The organism is Mesorhizobium sp. C120A, assembly GCF_030323105.1.
Classification (GTDB): Bacteria; Pseudomonadota; Alphaproteobacteria; order Rhizobiales; family Rhizobiaceae; genus Mesorhizobium.
Genome location: NZ_CP100476.1, coordinates 2,177,227 through 2,189,104, shown reverse-complemented (window position 1 = coordinate 2,189,104; position 11,878 = coordinate 2,177,227). Strand labels below are relative to the sequence as shown.

14 protein-coding genes and 1 pseudogene are annotated in these 11,878 nt (G+C 62.5%); 6 read left to right on the top strand and 9 right to left on the bottom strand.

Annotation, left to right across the window (positions count from 1 at the left end; translation table 11 throughout):
• The first annotated feature begins 2 nt into the window (after positions 1–2).
• A complete protein-coding gene (locus NL532_RS10720; protein WP_023683696.1) occupies positions 3–347 on the top strand; it encodes a cupin domain-containing protein in 345 nt (114 codons plus the stop codon).
• Between the two features lie 20 nt (positions 348–367).
• Here the strand turns inward: NL532_RS10720 and NL532_RS10715 are convergent, their stop codons facing one another.
• From NL532_RS10715 to NL532_RS10695, 5 genes and pseudogenes are all read right to left on the bottom strand, one after another.
• Complete coding sequence (locus NL532_RS10715; RefSeq protein WP_023691589.1) at positions 368–676, bottom strand: DUF6665 family protein; 309 nt, start codon at positions 674–676, stop codon at positions 368–370.
• 1 nt (position 677) lies between these two features.
• On the bottom strand, positions 678–1,154 hold the full coding sequence (locus NL532_RS10710; RefSeq protein ID WP_023691590.1) for a GNAT family N-acetyltransferase: 477 nt from the start codon (positions 1,152–1,154) through the stop codon (positions 678–680).
• A gap of 3 nt (positions 1,155–1,157) precedes the next feature.
• Positions 1,158–3,041 carry an ABC transporter ATP-binding protein gene (locus NL532_RS10705; protein WP_023705914.1) on the bottom strand — a complete coding sequence of 628 codons (1,884 nt, stop codon included), beginning with the start codon at positions 3,039–3,041 and terminating at the stop codon, positions 1,158–1,160.
• 10 nt (positions 3,042–3,051) lie between these two features.
• Positions 3,052–4,952 (bottom strand): annotated as a pseudogene (locus NL532_RS10700) (ABC transporter ATP-binding protein).
• Positions 4,953–4,973: 21 nt separating this feature from the next.
• The gene (locus NL532_RS10695; protein ID WP_023705916.1) at positions 4,974–5,381 is read right to left on the bottom strand and encodes a hypothetical protein; all 408 of its coding nucleotides are present in this window, start codon (positions 5,379–5,381) and stop codon (positions 4,974–4,976) included.
• Between the two features lie 445 nt (positions 5,382–5,826).
• On the opposite strand from NL532_RS10695, the gene NL532_RS10690 reads away from it, so the two are divergent.
• Together NL532_RS10690 and soxR are read left to right on the top strand one after the other, a co-directional pair.
• Positions 5,827–6,285 (top strand): tRNA (cytidine(34)-2'-O)-methyltransferase, encoded by a 459-nt coding sequence (locus NL532_RS10690; protein ID WP_023670018.1) that lies wholly within the window; start codon positions 5,827–5,829, stop codon positions 6,283–6,285.
• Positions 6,286–6,431: 146 nt separating this feature from the next.
• A complete protein-coding gene (gene soxR / locus NL532_RS10685; RefSeq protein ID WP_023691595.1) occupies positions 6,432–6,878 on the top strand; it encodes a redox-sensitive transcriptional activator SoxR in 447 nt (148 codons plus the stop codon).
• Here soxR and NL532_RS10680 read toward each other — a convergent pair.
• Positions 6,875–7,132, bottom strand: a complete 258-nt coding sequence (locus NL532_RS10680; RefSeq protein ID WP_023683688.1) for a hypothetical protein — start codon at positions 7,130–7,132, stop codon at positions 6,875–6,877. The two genes, soxR and NL532_RS10680, sit on opposite strands and share 4 nt — an antisense overlap.
• 275 nt (positions 7,133–7,407) lie before the next feature.
• Between NL532_RS10680 and hemF the strand changes: the two genes are divergently transcribed.
• The 3 genes from hemF (at position 7,408) to NL532_RS10665 (ending at position 9,239) form a co-directional block, all read left to right on the top strand.
• On the top strand, positions 7,408–8,322 hold the full coding sequence (gene hemF, locus NL532_RS10675; RefSeq protein WP_023695814.1) for an oxygen-dependent coproporphyrinogen oxidase: 915 nt from the start codon (positions 7,408–7,410) through the stop codon (positions 8,320–8,322).
• A gap of 238 nt (positions 8,323–8,560) precedes the next feature.
• Positions 8,561–8,821, top strand: a complete 261-nt coding sequence (locus NL532_RS10670; RefSeq protein ID WP_023686144.1) for a DUF1344 domain-containing protein — start codon at positions 8,561–8,563, stop codon at positions 8,819–8,821.
• Between the two features lie 232 nt (positions 8,822–9,053).
• Positions 9,054–9,239, top strand: coding sequence for a DUF1059 domain-containing protein (locus NL532_RS10665; protein WP_023670013.1), 186 nt, complete (start codon positions 9,054–9,056; stop codon positions 9,237–9,239).
• Positions 9,240–9,245: 6 nt separating this feature from the next.
• Here the strand turns inward: NL532_RS10665 and NL532_RS10660 are convergent, their stop codons facing one another.
• The 3 genes from NL532_RS10660 to NL532_RS10650 are packed head-to-tail and all read right to left on the bottom strand — an operon-like array spanning position 9,246 to position 11,775.
• On the bottom strand, positions 9,246–10,517 hold the full coding sequence (locus tag NL532_RS10660; RefSeq protein WP_023686145.1) for a CCA tRNA nucleotidyltransferase: 1,272 nt from the start codon (positions 10,515–10,517) through the stop codon (positions 9,246–9,248).
• On the bottom strand, positions 10,514–11,146 hold the full coding sequence (locus NL532_RS10655) for a CoA pyrophosphatase (protein WP_023686146.1): 633 nt from the start codon (positions 11,144–11,146) through the stop codon (positions 10,514–10,516). The genes NL532_RS10660 and NL532_RS10655 overlap by 4 nt, the downstream gene beginning before the upstream one ends.
• On the bottom strand, positions 11,146–11,775 hold the full coding sequence (locus NL532_RS10650) for a DUF1285 domain-containing protein (RefSeq protein ID WP_023686147.1): 630 nt from the start codon (positions 11,773–11,775) through the stop codon (positions 11,146–11,148). Before NL532_RS10650 ends, NL532_RS10655 begins: the two co-directional genes overlap by 1 nt.
• Between the last annotated feature and the right edge of the window lie 103 nt (positions 11,776–11,878).

Sequence of the window (11,878 nt, the reverse complement as noted above, 5' to 3'; positions counted from 1 at the left end):
CTATGGCACACATCATCGACCGCGAGACCTGGACCAGGACGCCCGGCCGCTGGCAGGGCGAACTGCAATGCGGCGCCTACGACTCCAACTCCTGCCTGATTTTCAACTATCAGGAAGAGATTGGCGGCGGCCCGCGCCTGCACACGCATCCCTATTGTGAAATCTTCATCATCCGGCAAGGCACCGGCCTGTTCACGATCGGCGACCAGCAGATCGAGGCCACGGCCGGCCAGATCCTGATCGTGCCGCCTGATACGCCGCACAAATTCACCAATCTCGGCCCAGGCCCGCTCGAAACGACCGACATCCACGAAAACGGCAGCTTCATCACCGAATGGCTGGAATGATTGTTGCCGGCTGATGACCTCTAGCTTGCACCGAGCCTGACCAGCACGGCCCTTGGGATATCGTATTCGCGGATGACCGACTCATGCCGGCGCAGGCCGCAGAGTTCACGCTGGATGAAATAGGCGTGCACCGCTGCGGCAGCCTCCTTGAGCAGCCGCAGTCGCTGCTCCTCGTCGTCGTTGTTCTGACGGAGCTTGGCCAGCGTTTCCTCGACCCGTTGGCCGGCACGGCCGAGCGCTGCGGCCTTTTCAGCCAGTATCTCATGGCCGAGGGCGTCGAACGCGGCTTCGGCAGCCGAGGCGCCTAGGGATGGCGGACGCAGTGACATCTCAGCCTCCTTTTCTGTCTTGAGAGAGCATCATGCGGTGCGTGACGAATTCTTCGCCCACCACCGGCTGGAAGCCAAGCCGTTCATAGAACCCAAAGGCTTCTTGTGGCGCGCGGGTGTTCAGCACGGCAAAATGCTGACGTGCCCTGTCAATGACGGTCTCGACCAGCATGCGGCCAATGCCGCTGCGGCGATGACGCGCGCTGACGAACAGGTGCCTGACCCGGCCGTGGTCCCTGCCTTCGAAATAAGGATCGATGTTCAACCCGCACACACCAGCGAGTTCTCGGCCATGCCATGCACCAAACAGCGCCTCGCCTCGTTTCAGGAACTTGTTGCGGCCGCCCGCCCAGCCATCCGCCAGCCGCACCAGCATCCAGTAGCCTTCCAGCCGGCTCTCCTCCTTCAGCGCATCGAAGGCCGGCGCGGTTGGCCGTAGCCGCTTGAGGACGTAGCCGATATCAGGCGACGCTGCCATGCCCTACTCCGCCGGCCGTGTCTCTTCCAGCACGCTTTCCTCGTGGTAGAGGAAGCCGCCGGACTGCCGCTTCCACAGCCGCGCATAGAGCCCGTCGAGCGCCACCAGCTCGTCATGCGTGCCCTGTTCGACGATGCGGCCTCCGTCCAGCACCACAAGACGGTCGAGCGCGGCGATGGTCGACAGCCGGTGCGCTATGGCGATGACCGTCTTGTTCTCCATCAGCCTGGCCAGATTCTCCTGGATCGCCGCCTCGATGTCGGAATCGAGCGCCGAGGTCGCCTCGTCGAGGATCAGGATCGGCGCATCCTTGAGGAAGACGCGGGCGATCGCGACGCGCTGGCGCTGGCCGCCCGACAGTTTCACGCCGCGCTCGCCGACAAAAGCCTCGTAGCCGGTACGGTCCCGGTTGTCGCGCAGGCCCAATATGAACTCGTGCGCCTCGGCCTTCTTCGCCGCCGCGATCACCTCGGCCTCGGTCGCGTCCGGCATGCCGAGCTTGATGTTGTCGCGCAGCGAGCGGTGGAACAGCGCCGTGTCCTGGCTGACCACGCCGATATTGGCGCGCAGCGAGTTCTGCGTCACCTCGGCGACGTCTTGCCCGTCGATCAGGATTTTGCCGCTCTCGAGGTCGTAGAGGCGCAAGATGAGGTTGGCGAGCGTCGTCTTGCCCGCGCCCGACGGCCCGACCAGCCCGACCTTCTCGCCAGGCTTGACCACAAGGTCGATGCCATTCAGCACGCCAAAACCCTTGCCGTAGTGGAACTCGACATTCTTCACCTCGATGCGGCCGCCGGCGACGACAAGCTCTTTCGCATCCGGCGCATCGACAAGGCCAAGCGGCTGCGAGATCAGCGCCTTGGAGTTTTCCAGGACGCCGAGATTTCGCAATATGCCGTTGAGCTGCATCATCACGCGCCCGAGCAGCATGTTGAGCCGCAAGACCAGCGACAGCGTGAACGCGACGGCGCCGACGGTGATCGACCCTTCGACCCAGAGATAGACGGCAAAGCAGCCAATCGCGGTGATCATGATGCCCGACAGCGTCGTCAGCGCCATGCGCACGCCGGTCAGCCGGCGGGTGAAGGGCCGTAGTGCATCGAGATAGATGTCGAAGCCGTTCTTGATGTAGCGGTCGTCGCCGTCGGCCGAGAATAGCTTCAGCGTCTGCACGTTGGAATAGGAATCGATGATGCGCCCATTGATCATCGAGCCAGCTTCAGCCGTGGCCTCGGCATGCCTGCGGATCGAGGGCAGATAGAGCTTGGCCAGCCAGGCGAACGCGAGGATCCAGATCACCACCAGCACGGCCAGGCGCAGATCCAGCCCGGCGACCAGCGCCAAGGTCGTCACCGTATAGATGAGCATGAACCAGATGACCTCGATGAAGCTCTCCATCAGGTCGCCGGTCGCCTGCCCGGCCTGCCAGACTTTTGTCGCGATACGGCCGGCGAAATCGTTCTGGAAGAAGGTGTAGGACTGCCGCGACACATGCCGGTGCGCCTGCCAGCGCACCAGATTGTAGAAGCCCGGCGTGATCGTCTGTTCGTTGACCAGCGCCGACAGGCCGACGACGACGGTGCGGATGACCAGCACCACTGCGATCATGAAAACAAGCTCAGGCCCGGCGGCGGTCCACAGCGCGTCCCAGCTGCGTTCACCGGGAAGCTGGTCGAGAATATCGACCAGCCGCCCGACGAAGTAGAAAAGCCCGGCCTCGATCAGCGGCGCGATGCCGCCGATGACCAGCATGGCGAAGAAGGCGAACTTCGCCTGGCCGACATAGTGCCAGAGGAAGCCGCCGACGCTTGGCGGTGGCCGAAGGTCCGCCGGCTCCCTGAACGGATAGACCCAGTCCTCGAACCAGCGATAGACGGCTGTCATCATGCTGACGTCATCACTCTGCGGCTTCACCCTTCACGCCGATGTCGTTGGCAACGGCGTCATTGGCGGCATCGACCGGACCGTCGTCGAGCAGGAACCCCCCGACTGGCGCTGCCAGAGCTGCGCGTAGAGCCCGCCGCTGGCAACGAGTTCCTCGTGCGACCCTTCCTCGATGACACGGCCCTTGTCGAGGACGACGAGCCTGTCCATCGCCGCGATGGTCGACAGCCGGTGCGCAATGGCGATGACGGTCTTGCCTTGCATGAGCTTGTAGAGATTCTCCTGGATGGCGGCCTCGGCTTCGGAATCCAGCGCCGACGTCGCTTCGTCAAGGATAAGTATCGGTGCGTCCTTCAACATAACGCGAGCAATGGCGATGCGTTGCCGCTGGCCGCCGGACAATTTGACGCCGCGGTCGCCGACATGAGCATCGAGCCCTTTACGTCCGGTGTGATCCGAAAGCCTGCCGATAAACTCCAGCGCCTCGGCCCGCCCGGCTGCCTCGACAAGCATTTCCTCCGTCGCATCGGGCCGCCCGTAAAGGATGTTGTCGCGCACCGAACGATGCAGCAGCGAAGTGTCCTGCGTCACCAAGCCGATCTGCGCGCGCAGCGAATCCTGCGTCACCGAAGCGATCTCCTGGCCGTCGATCAGGATCCGGCCGTTCTCGAGGTCGTAGAACCGCAACAGGAGATTGACCAGCGTCGACTTGCCCGCACCCGAGCGCCCGACAATGCCGACTTTCTCGCCGGGCTTCACCGTCAGCGACAGGTTCTCGATGACGCCCTTCTGCTTGCCATAGTGGAAACGAATGTCGTCGAAGCGGATCTCGCCCTTGGTGACGGCAATGTCCTTCGCCCCCGGCCGGTCTTCGACCAGGCGCGGCAGCGAGATCGAGGCGATGCCGTCTTGCACCGTGCCGATGTTCTCGAACAGGCTCGACATTTCCCACATGATCCACTGCGACATGCCCCACATACGGAGCACGAGGCCGATGACCACGGCGACGGCACCGATCGTCACCGCCTGGCCGAGCCACAGCCACAGCGCCAGCGCCGTCACCGAAAACAGGAGCAGCGCGTTGAGGATATAGAGCAGCCCGTAAAGCACCGTCACCAGCCGCATCGACCGGTAGACCGTGTCGAGGAAGCCTGCCATGCCTTCTTTGGCGAACGTTGCTTCGCGCCGTGCATGGGAAAACAACTTGACCGTCTGGATGTTGGTGTAGCTGTCGACGACGCGGCCGGTCATCGTCGAGCGCGCATTGGCCTGCGCCTCGCCGACCTTGCCCAGCTTCGGGATGATATAGCGCAACAACCCGATATAGCCGAGCAGCCAGACGCCGAGAGGTGCCGCCAGCCGCAAGTCGGCCGAGCCGACGATGAACAGCATGCCGAGGAAATAGACGATGACGTAATTGAGCACCTCGATCACCTTGATGACGCATTCGCGCACGGCGAGTGCCGTCTGCATCAGCTTGGTGGCGATGCGGCCGGCGAATTCGTCCTGGTAGAAGCTCATCGACTGCTTCAAGAGATAACGATGCACCTGCCATCGGATGCGCATGGGGTAGTTACCCATCAGCGTCTGCTGGTTGAGCAAAGAATGCAGCCATACTGTACCTGGCAGCGCGAACAGCACGACGAAGGCCATGCCGGCGAGCTTCCAGCTCTCGGTCTGCAGGAAGGTTTCGCGGTTCTGCCCGGACAGCCAGTCGACGATGTGGCCCATGAAGCCGAACATCCACACTTCCGCGATGGCAATCGCCGTCACCAGCACCGCGTCGACGATGATGTATGGCCAGGCGCCGCGCGTATAATGCACGCAGAAGGCAACCAGCGTCTTCGGCGGCTCGACCGGTTCCGCTGCGGGGAACGGATCGAGCCTTCTTTCAAACCAGCTAAACATAGTGATGCTCACAAAACTGTTGTCCGCTCATGCGGCGCGGGAAAAATCCCCGGGGCGCTCCGCGTCCCCAGACCGTACGTCGGCGGGGACTGACGGCCCGGAATCACCCGGGCCATCGGTCCTGCTTCGCGCAATATAGGGACTTGCGGGCTTTTCACCGACAGAAGCCTTCGACTGAGCTGACGGCACGCCGCCGCCAGTCCGGTTTTTCGCGCCCGGCCGGATCAGCCGGATGATCCGGCGCACCAGCGACGGCCGGCTGTGGTCGGGAACCGCACGCGAGAAATCGACATCCGGCAACATGCCGCGATGCGGACGCCGGCGCGTCTCGGCATGAACCGCCGACGAATAGGTCTCGCCGACTAGCAACGCCCAGGTCGCCGTCTTGCGTTCGTGCAGGCTTCTTGAACCAGGTATCTTATAGGGATCGAACATCGGTCCGTCCTCCGTGTGAAAATAGACATAAAAAGGCGAAGCAATGTCGTGCGCCGGCCTTCGGCCGGAGGCACGGATTGCATCCGTCGGGACACGAGGATAGGCCTCGGTCGCGACATGCTCAGCTGGGGCGCTTGGCCCCTTTGACCGTTTGAAAAACATCGCAGGATTCCTTCGAGAGCCGAAAATTGGGTTCGGCGGGAATCGGTGCGATCAGATCTAAGAAATCAGGTAAATCGTCGTACCGAAACCGCCAGCAGGCAGGTAAGCCCACGGGAGGGGCGCTGGATGTGCATGGTCATCATGAAATACCCCTCCATCGGTTCGGGTTGACAATGCGTGCGGTATAATCGACTTCGCAGAAAATGGCCACCCGCAGGTCCAGCAATTTCCAAAACCAGCCACCCGCTGTGGCCGATCTGCCACTTATTAGAAAGACGCGGAAATGAACCACCGTCTCCGCATCGCCCTCTACCAGCCTGACATCGCCGGCAACACCGGAACAATCCTGCGCTTCGCCGCCTGCCTCGGCCTTGGCGTCGACATTATCGAACCAGCCGGCTTTCCGCTCTCCGACAAAGCGCTCAAGCGCGCCGGGATGGACTACCTCGAAATGGCTGCCCTGACCCGGCATGTCGACTGGAACGCCTTCGAGGATTGGCGCAAGGGCCAAGCCTGCCGGCTGGTGCTGCTCACCACCAAAGCCGCGACCCCCTATACGGGCTTCAGCTTCGCCCAAGGCGACATCCTGCTGTTCGGCCGCGAATCCGCCGGCGTGCCGGATCCTGTCCATCAGGCGGCGGATGCGCGGCTGACGATCCCGATGCAGCCGGGCACGCGCAGCATCAACGTCGCGCTGTCCGTCGCCATGGTCGCCGGTGAAGCCATCCGGCAACTCGGCTAGAACCTTCAACGCGTTGTCGTCATCGCCAACGGCCCTTGCGTCTTGCATCATTCTCACCCAGGCGCACATCGCCTTCTCCTCAATTGCCCTATCGACATTTCCTGGCTACAAGCTCAACTTAAGTTGAGGTCAAGCGGAAAATCGAGATGGCTCCGGTAAAGGAATTGACGGTCGGCCAGTTGGCCATGCGCAGCGGCGTGGCGGTGTCGGCGCTGCATTTCTACGAGGCGCGCGGGCTGATCCGCAGCCACCGCACGTCGGGCAACCAGCGGCGCTATGGCCGCGACGTGCTGCGGCGGGTGGCGATCATCCGGATCGCCCAGGAGGTCGGCATCTCGCTGGCCGAGATCGGCGCCGCACTTGAATCGCTGCCAGAAGGCCGTACCCCGACGCGCGAGGACTGGAACCTGTTGTCGACCGGCTGGCGCGACGACCTCGATCGCAAGATCACTCAGCTAAAGAAGCTGCGCGACGGCCTTACCGACTGCATCGGCTGCGGCTGCATGTCGATCGACAAATGCCCGCTGCGAAACAGGGAAGATCGCTTGAGTGCGCAAGGGCCGGGCGCAAGGCGACTGCTTGTGGAATCCTAATCCGCCGCGGGCAGCCGCCGTATGGTGAATTCGATTACGTCGCCCGGCCGCTCGAACCAGCTTTCGATCTCGGTCCAGTAGGCCTGCTTGGGAAAACGCTCGAACCATTCCTTGGCCTTGAGCCGCGCATCCGGGCGCGGCAGGACGAAGGTCTCGCGCAAAAACCCGTCACGCGGCATGCGCTCGCGCTCGGCGCGTGAACGATCGAGCCTTTTCTTCAGGCCATGCAGCGGCGGTCTTGCCGGCGTGCGCATGAAAGAACTCCTGGGCCGAACCAGATGACACTTGACCCTTGCCCCTAAGAGATTAGGGATCGCGCCCGGAAAAGGCTAGTGGTCCGATTCCAACATTCGCCTCCCTAATCCCCAGGCGCCGTTGCGAATGTTGGAATCACAAGGACCACTAGCAAGTTTATGTTTCTGGTGGAGTTTTCGAATTTGACATTTGCATCGTGCCCTGCGCCACGCTGTGTGCAAATGTCAAATTCACTCCACTAGGTCCTTTGTCGGCCGCGACCGGAGACAGCATTTTGGAACGACCAGAAATACCGGCAGGCCTGCCACCCGACATCGAACAGAAGAAAATGAAGGCTAGGCTCTGGTTCGAGACGCTGCGCGAGCGCATTTGCACAACCTTCGAGCAGATCGAACAGGAACTGCAGGGACCACTGGCCGAATGGTCGCCCGGCAGCTTCGAGAAGACGCCGTGGGAACGCGACAATGGAAAGGGCGGCGGCGGCGCCATGGCGATGATGCGCGGCCGCGTCTTCGAGAAGGTCGGCGTCCATACTTCGACCGTCTATGGCGAATTCTCGCCCGAATTCAGGAAGCAGATGCCCGGCGCCGAGGAAGACCCGAGCTTCTGGGCATCAGGCATTTCGTTGATCGCGCATCCCTGGAACCCCAACGTGCCGGCCGTGCACATGAACACCCGCATGGTCGTGACGTCGCGCCACTGGTTTGGCGGCGGCGCCGATCTGACGCCGGTGCTCGACCGCAACCGCACGGAAGATCACCCCGACACGGTCGCCTTCCATCGAGCCATGCAGTTCGCCTGCGAGAAGAACGCTGCGATCGCCGACCACCCCAAATTCAAGGCCTGGTGCGACGAGTATTTCTATCTGCCGCATCGCCACGAGCCGCGCGGCGTCGGCGGCATCTTTTTCGACTGGCTGCATTCGGGGGAGGAGAAAGGCGGCTGGAATGCCGATTTGAACTTCGTCCAGGATGTAGGGCGTTCTTTCCTTGTCGTCTACGGACACCTGGTTCGCGCCCATTTCAACGAGAACTGGACCGACGACGACCGCGACGAGCAGCTCATTCGCCGCGGCCGTTACGTAGAATTCAACTTGCTTCACGATCGCGGCACCATTTTCGGCCTGAAGACCGGCGGCAATGTCGCTTCGATCCTGTCCAGCCTGCCGCCGGAGGTCAGGTGGCCGTAAAAAATCGGTGAGCGAAACGTGAGCCGCATTGACGTCCCATTCGCCGAATCTGGGCAGCCAATGTGGCATCGCCATTATCTTTTTCGTCTAATAGGCAATTGAAATAAAACGACTATTTGTCGTTTCGGGCCGGGAAGCGCCGGCGGTTCAGTCCCGAACCGCGACACGACGCTACCGGACGGCCCTGAACAAGGCGGAGCATTTTCCAAACGGATGCCCGCATTTCCAGGAGTATTACATGCGAAAGCTCATTGTTTCGGCAGCCGCCGCTGCCCTTCTCGCTTCCGGCTCGATTGCCTTTGCCGCGGTCAAGCACACCACGGGCACGGTCAAGACCTATGATGGCACGGCCATGAGCCTCGTTCTGGACGATGGATCGACCTTTACGCTGCCCAAGACCTTCAAGGATCCTGGCCTGAAGGCAGGCGAAAAGGTCCGCGTTTCCTGGGACATGAGCGGCAAGAACAAGGTTGCCGAGTCCGTCAAGATCGAGAAGTGATCGGGACAAGACCGAACGTTCTCGCCTTGGCTTAGCCTGGCAAGAGGGGGCGGAGCAGCGCTGCTCCGCCTTTTTCGCCCCCACGGCAACCAAACTCGTGGAACCGTGTTATGCTAACTCCCCCGTGCGCGCCCCCGAAACCGACTGCTGTGACAGGGCGCGGAACAGAGATGGCGGAGCTTCGTGTGCCCATGAGAGGCACAGGCTCCAAGGAGGAAAAGGAGAAAATCCCATGAAGGAATTCCATTGCGGCTCGCTGGTTCCCGGCTGTGAGTGGCACACGCGTGCCGGTGAGGAAGCCGAGGTCATGCGCCGCGCCGTCGACCATATGCGCGAGACACATGGCGAAACGGTCATTCGCGAGACGATGATCGAGGCGATCCGCTCGCGCATCGAGAAAGTTCGCGACGCGGCCTGAGCAGTCCTATCTGGCCTTCAAGGCTTCCGCGGCGCGCTCCAGCAGCGCGTCGCGATCGAGCGCAAAGCCGGACCCGATCCATTCCTTTTCCAGGTTTTTCAGAATCGCACCGAGCATTGGCCCCGGCGACGCGCCAAGCGCCGTCAGATCGCCGCCCTTGACTGGGAACACCGGTTTTTCCCATTTCAGCGCAAAAGCGAGCAGGCGCGAAAACCCGCCGGCCTGAACCAGCGCGTCATTGTCCTCGAGAGCCCGCGCTCGCGCCGACGCCAGCGACAGCCGCAGGCGATCGAGAAAACCCTGGCGCTCGCCGGAATAGAGTTTCTTGGCCAGTTCCGCTTCGCTTGTCTTGGGCTCGACGGCAGCCGTCAGCGCCCAGTGGCGCAGGCGCTCCGCCTCAGTGGTCGAAAGTTTCAGCCGCTCGGCCAGTGTCTTCATCCTCGCCGCATCGGGCGGCACGATCGCCTCCAGCCTGAGCAGCGGGTCCGGCGCCCAGCCCAGATCCTTTTCTGTCTTGATCAGCCCATGAATGGCATCGATGCCCCATTTCTCGCTTTCCGGCAGGGCGCTGGTGAGCCCGCCGGCCTGGCGCATCCACAGCAAGGCGCGCGACGGATCTGGGGCCGATAACAACTTCTTCAGCTCGGACCAGATGCGTTCGGCCGAGAGATGGGCGAGACCGTCCTTGAGCCGGGCGCAGGCCTTCAATCCCTCGGCATCGGGCCGACCCTCGCCGTACCAGGCGAAAAAGCGGAAGAAACGCAGGATGCGCAGATAGTCTTCGCGGATCCGCTGCTCGGCATCGCCAATGAAGCGCAGCCTTCGTGCCTCGATATCGCCGACGCCGCCGACCAGGTCGACGACCGTCCCGTCAGCCTCCGCATAGAGCGCGTTGATGGTGAAATCGCGCCGTTCGGCGTCGGCCTTCCAGTCGCGGCCGAACGACACTTTGGCGCGGCGGCCATCGGTCTCGATGTCGGCGCGCAGCGTGGTGACCTCATAGGGCGCGCCGCCGGCAATCACCGTGATCGTGCCGTGCTCGATGCCGGTCGGCACCGCCTTGAAGCCCGCCGCCTCGGCGCGGCGAACGGTTTCCTCGGGCAGGCAAGTGGTAGCAACGTCGATATCGGCGACCGGCTGCCCAATCAGTGCATTGCGCACCGCACCGCCCGCGATGCGGGCTTCCTCGCCGCCTTGCGCCAGCACGGCAAGCAGCCGCTGCAGATGCTTTTCACCCAGCCAGTCGGCTCTGCCCGCCAGCGATACCGGATCACTCAAGCATAGAGCCTTTCATAGAGCGTGCGGATGATGCCGGCGGTGACGCCCCAGATGCGCTGGCCGCCATAGGGCATATCGTAGAAGAACCATTCCAGGTCGTTCCACATGCGGCTGTCCCTGGTGTGGTTGGCCGGATCCATCAGGAACGAAAGCGGTACTTCGAAGGCGGCGTCGACCTCGTCGGAATTGAGCGACAGCGTAAAACCGGGCTCGACGATCGCCAGCACCGGCGCGATGCGATAGCCGCTGCCGGCGACATAATCGGGCATGCGGCCGATGATCTCGATGCGGTCATGGCCGAGGCCGATCTCCTCGAAGGTCTCGCGCAAGGCCGCTGCTTCCGGGGTCGCATCGGTGGGATCAATGGTGCCGCCAGGAAAAGCCACCTGCCCGGAATGGCTGCGCAGTTTTTCCGCCCGCTTGGTCAAAAGCACGGTCGCATCGCGTCCATGATCGACGACCGGGATCAGCACCGCGGCGTCGCGCAGCGCTTTGAGCTGCGTCAACCGTGGATGGCCGGGGTTGAAGCGATGATCGCCATAATCGTCGCCGGCATGGACTTCAGCTTGCGCCGCGACCCGCGCGCGAAAATCCGCTGTGGAAAACGGCGGCGGCCTCACCTGATCCATCATGCGCTCAGCCGCTTCAGTTTTTCCGCCGGCATGATCGGATAGATTTCGCCTTTCGAGCGCACGGCAAACATCGTCTTGCCGCCGATATCGATCTCCTCGCCATGCTCGACCAGTTCGTACATCACCGGCCGCGCCACCAGCGCTTCCAGCCGCCCGCGCACAAGCACATAGGGTTTTAGCCCGCCGGTCTCGTTCTCGTCGACGAAGCGCAGCGGATGGCCAGGTCCGGCCTCGACGACATCGCCGACATTGGTGCGGAAAGTGATGGTCTGCTCGGCGCCGGCGCCGGAAACATCCATTTCAACCGCGATGAAAGGCGCGTCCACGACGCGGATGCCGACCCGTTCGACCGGCGTCACCAGATAGGTCCTGCCATCCTCGTCCTTGCGCAGCACGCTGGAAAACAGCTGCACCAGCGGCATGCGGCCGATCGGCGTGCCGAGATAGAACCACGTTCCGTCCTGTTTGATCTCCATGTCTAGATCGCCGCAAAAGTCGGGATTCCAGCGCTCCACCGGCGCCGCGCCCTTGCCGGCGCGAGCCGCACGCGAGATCAACGCTTCGAGACCGCGCGCCTCGGTTGCGGCAGTAAGGCTGTGCTCGCGATGTTCGGAGCGTTCCGTCATGGTCACGAAATAGTCACTGTTGTTCCGCTTGTCAGCCTAAGGCTGTGATTTAAATTCATTCGTAGGCGCCAGGCGAAGCCGAATCGCGGCATTCTAAGGCACT